Source organism: Bacillus sp. NPDC094064 (assembly GCF_050279585.1).
Taxonomy (GTDB): Bacteria; Bacillota; Bacilli; order Bacillales; family Bacillaceae_G; genus Bacillus_A.
The window spans coordinates 289125-305026 of record NZ_JBNNUI010000003.1; the positions used below are offsets into that span (position 1 = coordinate 289125).

Genomic DNA, 15902 nt, shown 5'->3' on the forward strand with positions numbered 1-15902 from the left:
CCATCCTTCCTATTTGCTTGCAACTAGTTCTTCTCCATCACCTAAACGAACCGAAACAAGTTTAGATACCCCTGATTCTTGCATTGTTACACCGTACAATACGTCAGACTCTTCCATTGTACCTTTTCTATGTGTGATTACAATAAACTGCGTCTCATCACTAAACTTCTTTAAATACTGGGCAAAGCGGACAACATTCGCCTCATCAAGAGCCGCCTCTACCTCATCTAGTACACAGAATGGTACTGGGCGTACTTTTAAAATACCAAATAAAAGCGCAATTGCTGTTAAAGCACGCTCTCCACCTGAAAGTAAACCTAAGTTTTGCAGTTTCTTCCCTGGCGGTTGCGCTACAATATCAATACCCGTATTTAATAAGTCTTCTGGATTCGTCATGACTAAATCCGCTCTACCGCCTCCAAATAATTCAGAGAATACCGATTGAAACTCCATTCGAATCCCTTCGAATGTGGTAGAAAAGCGTTTTTTCATTTCTTCATCCATTTCGGTAATAAGTTGGTGCAATGTCGTTTTCGCTTCTTCTAGATCGCCTCTCTGCTCTAATAAGAACGTATGACGCTCTGCTACACGCTCATACTCATCAATTGCACCTAAGTTTACTGTGCCTAATTCTTCTATGGATAATTTGATTAATTTTACTTTCTTACGTGCATCTTCCGCTGGCATTGCCATTGTATATTTGAGTTTCGCTGCTTCGAATGAAATCGTATAGGTTTCACGTAAATGTTGCAATCTATTTTCTAGCTCTACATCAAGTCGATTTATTTTCACTTCTTGATCTTTCAGCATCTCAAGAATATATTTATGTTTACCTGTCGTTTCTTTCAGACTACGCTCTAAATGTTCAGCTCTTTCTTGTAATGATACACGTTGTTCACGACGAGAACGTATTAACTCTGAAGTTTGATTACGATCATATGCTTTCTTCTCAATCATATTCGTAATTTGCTCTTCACCACTTGAATTCGATGTCATTTCTTGTTTTAAGAATGCTAAATCCTCTTTCGTTTTTACAAGTGTTGCATCCGTTTCGTCTTTTTCCTTCGTCAATCGTTCAACTTTTTCTTTTTGATTAGATAAGCGTTGTTGCTTTTCAGCCGCCAACACTTTTAACTCAGTCATTTCTTTTTGAACTTTTTCTTTCGAAGAATGCTGCTCACTTTTTTGTTTTGTTAAAGCGACAATTTTACTATCTAACTCCGTGATATCAGCTTGAAGATTCGTTAAAATCCCTTCTAACTCCTCTTTACGCCCTTGCATTTTTACTCGATCTTGTAAGAAGCCTTCAATCTCTAAATCATAAATAGATAAGCGATCGTTAATACGATGTTCTTCTAATTCTAAACGGTTAATTTCTTCTCTTAATCTCTGCTCATCTACACGCTCTGCTTCTACACTTTGTCTTAGTTCTCGTATTTTTAATTCTTTTTCTTGAATTTCTTGTTTTACTGCTTTAACAAAGTTTTCTAACTTCGTTGTTTTTTCTTCCATATCAGTTAACTTGTTAGTCCACTCTTCCAGTTCACGTTGACGTCCTAATAAAGAAGATTTCGCTTGTTTTACCGCTCCACCCGTCATAGAACCACCAGGGTTCACTACATCACCTTCGATTGTTACAATGCGATAACGGTATTGTAGTTGTTTCGCTAGTTCATTTGCTCCACGTAAGTCTTTCGCAACAATAACCGTACCTAATAAATTTGAAACTACATTTTCATATTTATTGTTGTACTGAACAAGTTCTGCCGCCACACCTACAAACGATGGGTGTTGATTTACGATACGTAATTGCTCAAATGATAACGATCTACTCTTAATAACAGCTTGCGGTAAAAACGTTGCTCGTCCATGTTTATTTTGCTTTAAAAACGCAATTGCATTACGAGCATGTTCTTCAGTTTGTACTACGATATGTTGCATAGCTGCACCTAAGGCAATTTCCATTGCGATTTCATATTCTTTCGGTACAGTCAGTAGTTCTGCGACAGCTCCCTCGACACCTTGCAATCTATTTTCTCTAGCTTTCAATACTTCACGTACTCCTTGATAGAAACCAGAGTAGTCTTCTTGCATCTCTTCTAACATTTCTTTTCGAGAACATGCCTGTTGTACAAATTGATACGCTTGATATAGTTTCGTTTCATTTTCACTATACTGCGTCTTACATTTCCCAAGCGCCACTTCTGTCTTCTGTATGTCCGAAAGAAGACCAGCTACTTTTTCTTTCACTTGTTCATAATTCTCTACAAGTTTCGTCTTTTTCGCTGTAATTTCCATACGCATTTCTACATATTTCGCATTTTCTTCATCAAGACGTTCATTTTTAGAGCTTTGCTGTTTAGATTGTTCTTCAATCATAGATAACTCATTACGATGACTAGCTTGTTGATTTAAAAGTTCAATATAATCACCTTTTAAATTCTCAATTTTCTCCTCTAAATTGTCAGCGAAAGTTGCAAGCAATAGCTCATTATCATGCAATTTTCTCTCTAACTCTTTTACTTGATTTGCAAATTGCATCAACACTTCTGTACTCGACTCAATTTCACCATCATAACTTTTAGCTTTTTCTGTTAATTCAACAATTAACTGTTCAAGCTGTGCACAATGCGTCGTTGCATTTTGCTTTCTCTCTTTTAATAACTCACGCTGTCCTTCTAGTTTTTCTAGCTCTTTACTAGAAAGAAGAAGTACTTCTTGTAAGGAATCTACAGACTCATCTACCGCTTGTAATTGCCCCCGTAATTCCTCAAGCTCTTCTTCACCTTTTTGTAAATTCGTTGACATTTTAGCTTCTTCGTTTTTATTATGCCCAAACTGATTTCGAAGCGCTTCCCATTTCTCATGTAATTCTTCAATTTCATGTACAATAAGCGCTGCTTCTACTTTCTCTAATTCTTCTTTTTTCTCAAGATAATCTTTCGCAATAGAAGCTTGTCTTTCTAAAGGTTCTACTTGACTACTTAATTCGTGAATTATATCTTGTACACGATTTAAATTTTCTTGCGTTTCTGCTAATTTCCCTTCAGCTTTCTTTTTACGAAGTTTGTATTTCAGCACACCCGCAGCTTCTTCAAATACACCACGACGCTCTTCTGATTTACTACTTAAAATCTCTTCAACTTTCCCCTGGCTAATAATCGAAAAAGCTTCTCTTCCCATACCAGAGTCCATAAACAAATCAATAATATCTTTTAATCTACATGATTGTTTATTAATATAGAAATCACTATCACCTGAACGAGATACACGGCGCGTTACACACACCTCATTATATTCAATCGGCAAACGTTGATCTTCATTATTTAAAGTTAATGTTACTTCAGCAACATTAACTGCTCTTCTCGTATCACTGCCCGCAAAAATAATATCCTCCATCTTTGCACCACGTAATGATTTCGCAGATTGTTCACCAAGTACCCAGCGAATTGCATCCGTAATATTACTTTTCCCACTCCCATTAGGGCCTACTACAGAAGTTACACCAGGAACAAAATCAACAGATACACGCTCAGCAAAAGATTTAAATCCTGCTATTTCTAATCTTTTTAAAAACACGAAAGGCCTTCCTCCTATTCTCCGTTGTTATAAACGCTGTTTGCATGCAAACGAGCCATTATACGGATTTCCCTCCCTTTTATTTACAAACAAAAAGAAAGTTTCATTCTATGCATAAGGAATCCCCCTCATTCAAAGGGGGATTCCTTATAGTTGTTCTTTTAACTTTTTCAACGCTTCTGCAGCAGCTTGTTGCTCTGCTTCTTTTTTCGACTTTCCACTACCAAGACCTAATGCCACGTTATTTAACGTAACACGTGACACAAATTCTCGATTGTGGGCTGGTCCTTTTTCTTGCAGAATTTGATATTCAATATTGCCACTACCATCACGCTGAATCAATTCTTGTAATTGACTCTTATAATCCATCACATGAGAAAAAGCACCTTCATTAATTTTCGGATATACAACTTCTTTTAAGAATCCCCAAACTGTTTCTAGCCCTTGATCAAGGTAAAGGGCCCCAATAAACGCTTCAAAGACATCCGCTAATAAAGCTGGTCGTTCACGTCCACCCGTCATTTCCTCACCTTTTCCTAATAAAACAAGGCTACCAAATGACAACTCGTTTGCAAAACGAACAAGAGATGGCTCACATACAATAGCTGCACGTAGTTTCGTTAACTCTCCTTCGCTCATTGTCGGATATTTTTGAAACAGATACTGTGATACAGTGAGTTCCAATACAGCATCACCAAGAAATTCAAGACGCTCATTGTCCTCGTGCGGTTTTTTTCGATGCTCATTCACATACGATGAATGCGTAAATGCTTGAATCAGTAATTTTTCATCTGTAAACGTAATACCTATCTCTTCTTGAAATACTTTAAACGCTTCACGATATTTTGTTTCGTATTTTTTTTCTCTATGTTTTCGGTACGGCATAGGTCCCTCCAGATATAAGCCGAGAAGCCCCGCTAAAAAACGGGACTTCACTTAAGCATTATAGATGACTCTCTATGTAAGTCACAGCATCGCCAACAGTAGCAATCTTTTCAGCATCTTCATCAGAAATTTCCATTTCGAATTCATCTTCCAATTGCATTACAAGTTCTACTACATCTAGGGAGTCTGCGCCTAAATCTTCTTTAAAGCTCGCAGCTGGTACTACTTCAGTTTCTTCTACACCTAAACGATCAACGATGATTTTTGTTACACGCTCTAAAACATCTGCCATTCCATTCACCTCCCCTCAAATATTATATTAAATATTTGCAAAAAAAACTAGTTGAAATCGATTCTTTTATTACATTACCATTCCGCCGTCAACATTTAACGTTTGACCTGTAACATATTTGCTTTGATCAGAAGCGAAAAATGTTACAGTATTTGCGATATCTTGCGCTTCACCAAACTGAGCTGCAGGAATTAATTTCAACATTTCTGCTTTTATATTTTCATCCAGTACATCCGTCATATCAGTCGCAATAAACCCAGGAGCAATTGCATTTACTGTAATATTTCGGCTCGCTAACTCTTTTGCTGATGTTTTTGTTAATCCAATTACACCTGCTTTAGCAGCAACATAGTTTGCTTGTCCTGGATTCCCTGTTACCCCAACAACAGAAGCGATATTAATAATACGTCCATGACGTTGACGCATCATATATCGAGATACTGCCTTCGTACATAAAAATACACCTTTTAAGTTTGTATTAATAACTGTATCCCATTCTTCTTCTTTCATACGCATTAATAAATTATCTTTCGTTACACCAGCATTATTCACAAGAATATCTACTTGTCCAAATGTATCTACCGTTTGTTTTACCATATTTGTAACATCATCTACATTTGCAACATCCGCTCTTACTGCAATAGCATCTGAACCTAATTTCTTTATTTCATCAACTACTTCATTTGCCTTTTGCTCATTACCAGCATAATTTACTACTACATTTGCCCCTTGTTTCGCTAAATCAATCGCAATCGCACGACCAATCCCGCGTGACGCACCGGTTACTAATGCTACTTTTCCTTTTAACATCAGTTTTCTCCTCTCAAATTTGAAATGGTATCTTTTAATGTCTCTTCATCGTATATCGCATATGCTTTCACTGATGAATCAATCGACTTCATAAGTCCAGCAAGTACTTTCCCAGGTCCAATTTCAATAAATGTATCTACCCCTTGATTCACCATGTATTCCACGGATGGATACCATAAGACAGGCGAATAAAGCTGTTCGATTAGCTTTTCTTGAATATCTGCACCACGTGTAATAACGTCCGCTGTAACATTCGCGATAACCGGAATATTCGTATCTTGAATTGTAATTTCATTTAAAACACTTTGGAATTTCTCAGCTGCAGGTTTCATAAGTGAAGAGTGGAACGGTCCACTTACTTTAAGCGGAATTGCTCTCTTCGCGCCATTTTCTTTCGCTCTTTGAGAAGCAATCTCTACACCTTGCTTCGTTCCAGAAATCACAATTTGCTTCGTGCTATTCATATTAGCGATTTGCACCGCATATCCTTCACTTGTTACTTCTTCAGTAACTCGTTTCAACATATCTGGATCAGCACCTAAAATAGCTGCCATTGCACCTTCCCCGCCTGGAACAGCCTCTTCCATATATTCCCCGCGTTTCCTTACAGCATATACAGCATCTTCAAAAGTTAATGCACCAGCTGCCACAAGAGCGCTATATTCACCTAAACTGTGTCCTGCTACAAAATCAGGTGTAATACCGTACTCTTTCAAAGCTGTCAAAATTGCATAACTTGTTGTTAATAATGCCGGCTGCGCATTTGTCGTTAATGTTAGCTTTTCCTGCGGCCCTTCAAAAATCACTTCTGAAAGTGAATCCTGTAACACCTCATCTGCTTTTTCAAAAACTTTCGCAACCTCTTTATTATTATCCGCTAACTGTCTACCCATTCCAACTGCCTGTGAACCTTGGCCCGGAAAAAGAAATGCTAGTTTTCCCATTTCAAACCCTCCTCTTATTGGAGTGGCTCTTTCTCCATTACACTTGAAATTGTAGGAATAACTTCTTTCGCTACCATTTCCCTCGTTTGACGAATCGCACTGAATATCGATTGGTCGTTAGAAGAACCATGAGCCTTAATGACAGGAGCTTTCAATCCAAATAATGCCGCCCCGCCATACTCCGAATAATCCATTTTATCTTTTAATACCATAAGTTTTGGTTTTAATACCGCTGCTGCTAATTTGCTTGTAAACGAACTCATTAACTGCTCTTTTAACATAGAGAATAATGCAAGAGCTGTTCCTTCTAGTGACTTCAGTGCTACATTACCTGTAAAACCATCGCACACTACAACATCTGCTACGCCTTGCAATAAATCTCTTGATTCAACGTTCCCAACGAAATGAATTGGGGCATCCTTAAGCATTGCAAAGACTTGTTTTGAAAGCTCGTTCCCTTTACCATCCTCTGTTCCAACGTTTAAAAGTCCAACGCGAGGATTTTTAATTCCTCTTACTTTCTCAGCGTATACAGATCCCATTACTGCATATTGATATAAATGAATTGGTTTTGCATCAACGTTCGCTCCAACATCTAACATAACAAAACCTTCTCCATCAACAGTTGGCATTGTAGGTGATAAAGCTGGTCGCTCAATTCCTTCCATACGACCGACAACAAACAATCCAGCCGCCATTAAAGCTCCTGTACTACCAGCTGATATACAAGCATCTGCTACGCCGTCTTTCACTTGCTGTGCTGCTAGTACCATTGAAGCTTGCTTTTTTCGACGAACCGCTCTTACTGGTTCATCTGTCGATTCGATTTTTTCATCTGTATGAAGAATCGTAATTCGCTCTTCACTCGTTAAGTATTGACGAATTTCCTCTTCTTTCCCTACTAATGTAATATGTAAATCAGAATATTCCTTAATAGCTTTCATTGCTCCTAGTACGACAGCCTTTGGAGCATGATCGCCGCCCATTGCATCTATTGCGATTTTCATAAGTTGTTACCTTCCTCACTATAATTACTAGATCGATACATTTCAAAAGTGCCTGTAAAAACAAGTTCTTCTCCAACAAAGCTGCGCACTTTGACAACCGTCCGTCCTTTATCATTCTCTACATCTTCAACGCGCGCTTTTGCAACAACACGCTCTCCTAATTTTACAGGACGAATGTATCGAATGGTAGACTTTGCAGTTAAAGCTAATTCTTCATCAATAACCGCAACAGCTAGTGAGTTTGCTTGTGCAAACAAATGATGCCCACGGGCAATTTGATTTCTTTTAAATACATGTTCTACCTTAACTTCAAAGATAGAAATTGCATGTCTATCTAATTCTATATCGATAATTTCGCCGACAACCTCTTCTAACGGTAAAGATTTCACATCTTCTTCATGTTGTTTTGTAGCTACATGTTTAATTCTCTCTCTTAATTCAGGAATAGATAATTCCATTCGATCCAGACGAACCGTTTGTATGCTCACCTGAAATTTTTCAGCTAAATCTTCATCCGTTATAAAAGGATTCGTTTCTATTGTTTGTTGTAATAATTCTTGTCTTTCTTTTTTACTTCTTCTTTTTTTCATACCGCACCATCCATTTTTATGACTAGGTACTAACAGTAGTATATAATCATTAAAAGTAGAATGCAACAAAAATTTTCGTTGACTCCCTTTAATCGAGCTTCTCTCCCTGGAACACACCTGTCCCATCAAGATACGTACGCAGGGCAGCATACTGATCGTTGTGCCAAAACGCTTCTGAATCTACTAGTATCGCCGCATCTTGTCTTGCTGTTTCTAACGCCCGATAATCATGTACCATATCAGCAACCTTAAATTCTGGTAAACCACTTTGCTTACTCCCGAAGAAATCCCCAGGACCTCGTAATTCTAAATCTTTTTCTGACAATACAAATCCATCATTTGTTTCAGTCATAATGCGCATTCTTTCTTTTCCAGTTTCCGATTTTGGATCTGCGATTAATAAACAATAAGATTGTTCACTACCACGTCCAACACGCCCCCTCAGCTGATGGAGCTGCGACAAACCGAAACGCTCAGCATCATAAATGACCATAACAGTCGCATTCGGTACGTTCACACCTACTTCAACAACTGTTGTTGATACAAGAATTTGCACTTTATTTTCACTAAATTGCCCCATTATCTCTTCTTTTTCCTGAGATGATAATCTTCCATGCATTAACCCAACTTGGCATTTTCCTTGATAATGATGAGTTAGCATACTATGTAAGTCGATAGCATTTTGAACATCAAGTTTCTCAGACTCTTCAATAAGAGGACAAATAACATATGCTTGTCTTCCCTTTTTTATCTCTTTCTCTACAAAACCGAGAACTCGATCTAACATATCATGTTTTGCCCAGTATGTTTCAATTACCTTTCTACCCGCTGGCATCTCATCGATTATAGATACATCCATCTCTCCAAATGCAGTTATTGCTAACGTACGCGGAATTGGGGTTGCTGTCATAAATAATACATCTGGACTTTCACCTTTCTCCCGTAAAACCCGGCGCTGCGCTACACCAAATCGATGTTGTTCATCAGTAATAACGAGACCTAACCTATGAAATATTACTTCATCTTGAATTAAAGCGTGTGTTCCAACAAGGATATCTATTTCCCCTTGTTCTAATTTCGCCAAAATCTCTCGACGTCTCACACCTTTAACAGAACTCGTTAACAATTCAACCTTCATACCAAAATGAGAAAACGTCTCCGCGAGCGATTGATAATGTTGTTCTGCTAAAATTTCTGTTGGAACCATTAAAGCACCTTGATAATGTGCTAGTTTCGCTGCATAAAGACCAATTGCAGCAACGACCGTTTTCCCTGAACCTACGTCACCTTGCAGCAAACGATTCATCCGATAAGGAGATGTCATATCTTTCATAATTTCATCTACAACTCGGCGCTGCGCACCAGTTAACGGAAACGGAAGTGTGTCGATAAACTCTTGTAATTCTGCGGAAGGAATTTCTTTCTTTGTTCCTTTTGAATTTTCCCTCTCCATTTTCCGTAACGTTTGCATTTTCAGTTGAAATAAGAAAAACTCTTCATATACAAAACGGCGGCGCGCTTGTTTTAAATCTTCCTGCCCTACTGGAAAGTGCAGGGCCCTTAGCGCTTCATAGCGTGGTAATAATTTATATCGGCTTAGCAAACCGTCAGGTAACACTTCGACTATACAGTCTCCATACTCCTTTAACGCTTGGGCGATATAACGACGCATCTGTTTCACTGTAAGTTTCCCTTTTACTGAGTATACAGGCTCTACTTCTTGTTGACGTACTACCGGTCCAAAATGAAGCTCTGATACCGCAATCGTTTGACGATGCTGATCCCATTTACCAGTAATCGTTACTGTCTCATCTAGCTGTAACTTTTGCTTATAGTACGGTCTATTAAAACACACAGCAGTAATTAAATAACGACCGACAAGGACACGAACTGTAAGGCGTGACTTCTTTTTCCCGTAATATTGCAGTAAAGGAGCACTATGAACTTTCCCCTCGACTGTTACACGCTCATCATGCTTTACTTCAGCAAGATCTTTCATCGCATAGTCTTCATAACGGTACGGAAAATGTTCTAATAGATGAGAAACTGTATAAATTCCCATCTCATGTAGTAATTCAGATGTTTCTCCTCCGATTCCCTTTACATCTGTAACAGGAACTTGTACAACTTCATTCAAGATTCTCACACTCCGTCACATTATTTTGTTTGTTGCACTCTACCTGCGTATTCATTAACATCTGTAATCGCTCTCTTTCACCCTATATATTCTATCATAGGCATTCTAAGAGAAACTACTCAAACCCCTTAATAAACAACACGAAAGAAAAGAGCCTCACTATTAGCAGCAAGGCTCTTTTTCATCTTCAATATGCTAGCCTTTTGAATAGAAACTAGTAATAAACTTCATATTACTACTTCGTATTCATTAGCAAGTAAAGAATCCATTTATTTTCAAAACGAATCTTTTCTTATTCTACAGAGAAGATGAAAGAGTACACTGGTTGGTTTCCAGCATGTACTTCTACTTCTGCATCTTCAAAATTCTCTTCTACAAATTCAACTAACTCAGCTACTTCTTCGTCAGTTGCATCTTCACCTTGTAGAATCGTTACGATTTCAGAATCTTCATCAATAAGTGCTTCTAGTAATTGCTTCGCAGCTCCTACTTTTTCAGCATTTGTCGATACAATTTTCCCATCTGCAATGCACATGAAATCATCTTTTTGAATTGCTACACCGTCAATTTCTGTATCGCGAACAGCATACGTAATTTGACCTGTTTTCACATGAGATAAAGCTTCTTTCATGTTTTCTTCATTCTCTTCTAACGTTCCAACCGGATTAAATGCCAACATTGCAGCCATACCTTGAGGAACTGTTTTCGAACGAACTACAATCACTTCTTGATCCACAACTGACGCTGCTTGTTCTGCTGCCATCACGATATTCCCGTTGTTCGGTAAAATAATGATTTTTTCAGCGTTCGCTTCTTCAATCGCCTTCACGATATCCTCCGTACTTGGATTCATCGTTTGGCCACCTTCGATAACTTTCGTCGCGCCAATGCTTTCAAATAAAGTTTTAATACCAGATCCCATAGCTACAGTTACGATACCATATGGTTGCTTTTCTTTCGATTGAACTGGTTGCTCAGGCATCATAGTAGGTTCATCTAATAAAGCAGTATGCTGTTCACGCATATTCTCTACTTTAATCTTGATTAAACTACCGTAACGTTGCCCGTAGTTCATAGCGTCTCCTGGATGCTCTGCATGAATATGAACTTTTACAATTTCATCATCAGATACAACAAGCAGGGAATCACCATACACACTAATATCTTCACGGAATTTTTGCTCAGAGAAATTATGTTCTTTCACTTTTTCAGCCTCTAATTTCACCATGAACTCCGTACAATATCCATACTTAATATCTTCTGTACTCAATTGGCTTTGTACACTACGGTGATGTTCTGCGCGTACCATTTCATTCATAGATGGTTGCGCCGGCGCATCAGAAGAAATTGTTTCTCCTTTTAAGTCAGCTAAAAATCCTTCGTATACAACAACAAGACCTTTACCACCGCTATCTACAACGCCAACTTGTTTTAATACAGGTAATAAATCTGGCGTACGATTTAACGATGCATTCGCTTCTTTCACAACGTCTTCCATAAACAAAACAAAGTCGCGCTGTTTTTTCGCAACTGTTACTGCATATTTACCCGTCTCTCTTGCAACCGTTAAAATCGTTCCTTCAATCGGTTTCATAACCGCTTTGTAAGCTGCCTCTACTCCAGCTTCTAAAGCTGCAGCAAAATCAACCGTTGTTAATTCTTCTTTTTGTTCAATGGATTTTGAAAAACCACGGAACAACTGAGATAAAATAACTCCAGAGTTACCACGAGCTCCCATTAATAATCCTTTGGCTAAACTTACGCCGACTTTACCAGCATGCTGTGAAGGATTTGCTTTTACTTCACGTGCGCCTGAAGTCATAGATAAGTTCATGTTTGTACCGGTATCGCCATCTGGAACTGGAAATACGTTTAATGCATCAACAAGCTGAACATTATTTGTTAAATTATTCGCTCCTTGCATGATCATTTGTGACAAACGTTTTCCATCAATTTTTTGAATTGACACAGATTTTCCTCCTTAATGCACATTACAAGTTTATTACTTTAACTCCTTGTACGTAGATGTTTACAGAATCTACTGCTAGTCCTACAGTTTGGTCTAATGTATATTTCACTTTCGTCTGCACGTTATGTGCTACTTCTGAAATTTTCGTACCATAGCTCACAATAATATACATATCAATATGTACTTCATCTTCATCTTTACGAACAATAACACCTCTAGTGAAATTTTCTTTTCGTAAAATGTCTGTTAATCCATCTTTTAACTGATTTTTTGATGCCATACCTACGATACCGTAGCAATCTACCGCGGCACCTCCAGCAATCGTTGCAATTACATCTGTACTAATATCAATTTGACCGTACTTCGTTTTAATTTCAATTGACATCTCGTTTCCCCCTTCATAAATGGTGAAAGTGAGCTAGACTACTTTAGTTACTATCATATAATCTTTTTAAAGAAAATTCCATCGTTCTTTCTTTTCACTCTCATATTTTATGTTTTAAATTAAACTTTATTATGATGAGCAAAATAGTCCATTGTTATTATACAACATGTACCACTATAATATGTCAAGCAATTTTTCTTGATTTGAACTTTTCTTCATTGAGATATAGTGTCAAGTAATTTTTCTTGATTTCTTTTTTCTACAGTGTTGCATTCTCTTTTTAGTTGTGTTAAATTATAGTAGTGTTTTTAGCATCGCAAAAAAGACTAACATTGAAAAATTACGTATGGTAAGGTATCAAGGGAGGGAAATATAAATGGCTCGTGTTTGTGCTATCACTGGAAGAAAAGCTCGTTCTGGTAACTCTCGTTCTCACGCAATGAACGCTACAAAACGTAAATGGGGCGCTAACCTTCAAAAAGTTCGCGTACGCATCGACGGAAAAGTTCAACGTGTTTACGTTTCTGCTAGAGCATTAAAATCTGGCAAAATCGAACGTGTTTAATAATAAAAAAAAGAGCCGCTAGGCTCTTTTTTTACTATACCAATGGAAAAAGCACCGGTAATAGGTGCTTTTTTTAATCTTTTTTGAAGGTATTTAACATTGCACGAACAATTCCACCAAGAAATTTAGGTAACTTAATTGTATAAAATCTCATGGTTTCCCTCCTAATCCCCATTACTCCACTTGTTCACTATATGATGTAAGGAGCAAAATTGTTTCTTCAATCAGTGCTTCTTATCACCATTAATATGCCAGAAGTGAATGAAAAAGTACCTTTTTCCTCAACGAGTTCATTACTAATACAAAGCGTTGATCCCCACTCTATTGTTTTATCTGTAAGAGGGTACTTAAAACCATGCAATGTAATCCCTTCCACTATTTCAGTAACAGGCACAAAAGATATATAAGGGAAATTTTTATTTTCTTCAATTATATGTGTACCCACTCTTTTAACAGTTATTTCATTTTTATTGTCTACAATACACATTTCTATTTCTACTTCTAAACCTTTTAAGAGCATTTGTATATTGGCTAAACCGTGATCAAGTCTTCCACCAGTAGCACCAAAAATACGAATGAGTGCCGGATTCTGCTCTAACGCCCAGTTAATCGCTATTTCTAAATCCGTTTGATCTTTTTCTCGCGGCACAATATGTAATTCATTCGTTTGCTGCCCCATCCATACTAATTCCTCTTCCGTAACTGAATCATAATCTCCAAACGCAACGGCTGGAGTAATTCCTCTTTTTAATAAACGGTACACTCCTCTATCAACCGCTGCCCACACTACTTGCTCACTTTCATATCGAGAAAAATCTGCGCAATATTCTGCAGGACCTCCCGCTAAAATATGAATAATCATGTTTCCTTTCCCTTCTATTGTAAAAAGGCAATCTGCCATTCGGTAGATTGCCTTTTTACGTATTTTTCTCTATCCTGTGTAAATAGTGAACACTTACTGAACTAAACGTTTCACTAGGATAAAGATTCGTTCATTCATTATCCACGAATGACACGAATTGCTTCACCGCGGTCTTTTTGATTGTATACTGCTGATCCTGCTACAAGAACATTCGCTCCTGCTTCAACACAAAGTCTTGCTGTTTCAGCGTTGACACCACCATCAACTTCAATTTCCACTTCTAGATTTCGCTCATTAACCATTTCTGCAACTTGTTTAATCTTCGGTAATACAGAATGGATAAACTTTTGTCCACCAAACCCAGGGTTTACTGTCATAAGTAATACCATATCTATATCTTCTAACACATGCTCAATCGTTGAAACTGGCGTATGCGGATTTAATACAACTCCCGCTTTAATGCCATGAGATTTAATTAACTGAATTGTACGATGTAAATGAGGGCACGCCTCTACATGAACAGTAATAATATCCGCTCCCGCTTTTGCGAAAGTAGGGATATAGTTATCTGGATTTTCAATCATTAAATGTACATCTAACGGTAATGATGTAATTGGTCGGATCGCTTCTACAATTAACGGTCCAATTGTAATATTTGGTACGAAATGTCCATCCATTACATCGACGTGAATATAATCAGCTCCACCCTTCTCTACATCTTTAATCTCTTCCCCTAATTTGGAAAAATCTGCTGATAAAATCGATGGCGCAATTTTAATCATGACTAATACCTCGGCTTTCTCTCTCTAATTTCTTCTACGAATTGTTTGTAATTCTTATAACGATATTCTGTAATCTTCCCCTCTTCAACCGCAGCCTTCACAGCACATTTCGGTTCAGAAAGATGTGTACACCCTCTAAATTTACAGTATTGACTCGCTTCTTTCAACTCCGGAAAACAATATGTAAGATCTTCTACCTCTATATCTATGAAATCGAGTGAACTAAAACCAGGTGTATCTGCAACTAGTCCGCTTCCAATCGCAATTAATTCTACATGTCTTGTCGTATGTTTCCCGCGTCCTAAATGTGAGGAAATATCATTCGTTTTCAGTTCTAATTCTGGACGTAAAACGTTAAGCATAGAAGATTTTCCAACACCAGATTGTCCCGCAACGACGGAAACACAACCTTCTAAGAATGGTTTTAAAATATCAATACTTTCCGATGTATTTATAGAAGTAAATAATACATCATATCCCATCTCACGATAGTCATTTGCATAAGATTCAACAGTCTCTCTCATTTTTTCATCCACTAAATCCATCTTACTAATGCAAATAATCGGCTTAATGTTATGATATTCAATCAGCACTAAAAATCGATCTAACAGTCCCGGATTAAAATCTGGTTCTACTGCAGAAAAAACGAGAATTGCTTGATCAACATTAGCAATAGGGGGCCTAACAAGTTCATTTTTCCGATCAAATACTTCAAGCACATAGCCTTCTGTTGGGTTATCTGCTTGAAAGACGACTTGGTCTCCTACAAGTGGCGTAATTTTATTTTTTCTAAATACACCACGCCCGCGACATTGTGTAATCCCTTCTTCATGCTGCACATAATAAAACCCACTTAGAGCTTTTATAATTTTTCCTTCTGGCATATAATTCTCCTTTATTTTGTATAAAGTGAAGCTGTCATTAATATTGAATGGACTAGAGTTCTTTAAATAATCATTTCAAAACCCATCAAATCTACACCAAGGTTACTATATTTAATCTACCATCAAATTCGAGATATTATTTATAACAGTATCACCTTTATAACTTTTTGAATCATATATTTTTGCCTGCTATACCATCCACTTTGTAGAT

15 protein-coding genes are annotated in these 15902 nt (G+C 37.6%); 1 reads left to right on the forward strand and 14 read right to left on the reverse strand.

The window, feature by feature from the left end:
* Positions 1–9 precede the first annotated feature (9 nt).
* From smc to ACQKNI_RS09305, 10 genes are all read right to left on the reverse strand, one after another.
* Positions 10–3579, reverse strand: coding sequence for a chromosome segregation protein SMC (gene smc, locus ACQKNI_RS09260; RefSeq protein ID WP_427282336.1), 3570 nt, complete (start codon positions 3577–3579; stop codon positions 10–12).
* A gap of 147 nt (positions 3580–3726) precedes the next feature.
* Entirely contained in the window at positions 3727–4464 is a 738-nt protein-coding gene (gene rncS / locus ACQKNI_RS09265; RefSeq protein WP_001146870.1) for a ribonuclease III, read from the reverse strand.
* 58 nt (positions 4465–4522) lie between these two features.
* The gene (acpP, locus tag ACQKNI_RS09270; protein WP_000786062.1) at positions 4523–4756 is read right to left on the reverse strand and encodes an acyl carrier protein; all 234 of its coding nucleotides are present in this window, start codon (positions 4754–4756) and stop codon (positions 4523–4525) included.
* A 69-nt stretch (positions 4757–4825) separates the two neighbouring features.
* The gene (gene fabG / locus ACQKNI_RS09275; RefSeq protein WP_088230134.1) at positions 4826–5566 is read right to left on the reverse strand and encodes a 3-oxoacyl-[acyl-carrier-protein] reductase; all 741 of its coding nucleotides are present in this window, start codon (positions 5564–5566) and stop codon (positions 4826–4828) included.
* Positions 5566–6510 carry an ACP S-malonyltransferase gene (gene fabD, locus ACQKNI_RS09280; RefSeq protein WP_088230135.1) on the reverse strand — a complete coding sequence of 315 codons (945 nt, stop codon included), beginning with the start codon at positions 6508–6510 and terminating at the stop codon, positions 5566–5568. Before fabD ends, fabG begins: the two co-directional genes overlap by 1 nt.
* Before the next feature lie 14 nt (positions 6511–6524).
* Entirely contained in the window at positions 6525–7517 is a 993-nt protein-coding gene (gene plsX / locus ACQKNI_RS09285; RefSeq protein WP_046956482.1) for a phosphate acyltransferase PlsX, read from the reverse strand.
* Positions 7514–8107 (reverse strand): transcription factor FapR, encoded by a 594-nt coding sequence (gene fapR, locus ACQKNI_RS09290; protein WP_000747352.1) that lies wholly within the window; start codon positions 8105–8107, stop codon positions 7514–7516. Before fapR ends, plsX begins: the two co-directional genes overlap by 4 nt.
* Positions 8108–8195: 88 nt before the next feature.
* Entirely contained in the window at positions 8196–10244 is a 2049-nt protein-coding gene (gene recG / locus ACQKNI_RS09295) for an ATP-dependent DNA helicase RecG (RefSeq protein WP_427282337.1), read from the reverse strand.
* A gap of 292 nt (positions 10245–10536) precedes the next feature.
* A complete protein-coding gene (locus tag ACQKNI_RS09300) occupies positions 10537–12213 on the reverse strand; it encodes a DAK2 domain-containing protein (RefSeq protein WP_098253118.1) in 1677 nt (558 codons plus the stop codon).
* Between the two features lie 22 nt (positions 12214–12235).
* Complete coding sequence (locus ACQKNI_RS09305) at positions 12236–12598, reverse strand: Asp23/Gls24 family envelope stress response protein (protein WP_000021109.1); 363 nt, start codon at positions 12596–12598, stop codon at positions 12236–12238.
* Between the two features lie 376 nt (positions 12599–12974).
* Here ACQKNI_RS09305 and rpmB point away from each other — a divergent pair, with 376 nt between their 5' ends.
* Entirely contained in the window at positions 12975–13163 is a 189-nt protein-coding gene (gene rpmB, locus ACQKNI_RS09310) for a 50S ribosomal protein L28 (protein WP_000124776.1), read from the forward strand.
* A 73-nt stretch (positions 13164–13236) separates the two neighbouring features.
* Here the strand turns inward: rpmB and spoVM are convergent, their stop codons facing one another.
* The 4 genes from spoVM to rsgA all read right to left on the reverse strand — a co-directional run bounded on the left by spoVM (position 13237) and on the right by rsgA (position 15691).
* A complete protein-coding gene (gene spoVM / locus ACQKNI_RS09315; RefSeq protein WP_001213599.1) occupies positions 13237–13317 on the reverse strand; it encodes a stage V sporulation protein SpoVM in 81 nt (26 codons plus the stop codon).
* A 66-nt stretch (positions 13318–13383) separates the two neighbouring features.
* Entirely contained in the window at positions 13384–14064 is a 681-nt protein-coding gene (locus tag ACQKNI_RS09320) for a thiamine diphosphokinase (RefSeq protein WP_140417316.1), read from the reverse strand.
* Positions 14065–14162: 98 nt separating this feature from the next.
* Positions 14163–14807, reverse strand: coding sequence for a ribulose-phosphate 3-epimerase (rpe, locus tag ACQKNI_RS09325; protein ID WP_088230138.1), 645 nt, complete (start codon positions 14805–14807; stop codon positions 14163–14165).
* 2 nt (positions 14808–14809) lie between these two features.
* Positions 14810–15691: a ribosome small subunit-dependent GTPase A gene (gene rsgA / locus ACQKNI_RS09330; RefSeq protein WP_088230139.1), complete on the reverse strand. Its 882-nt coding sequence runs from the start codon at positions 15689–15691 to the stop codon at positions 14810–14812.
* Positions 15692–15902 lie beyond the last annotated feature (211 nt).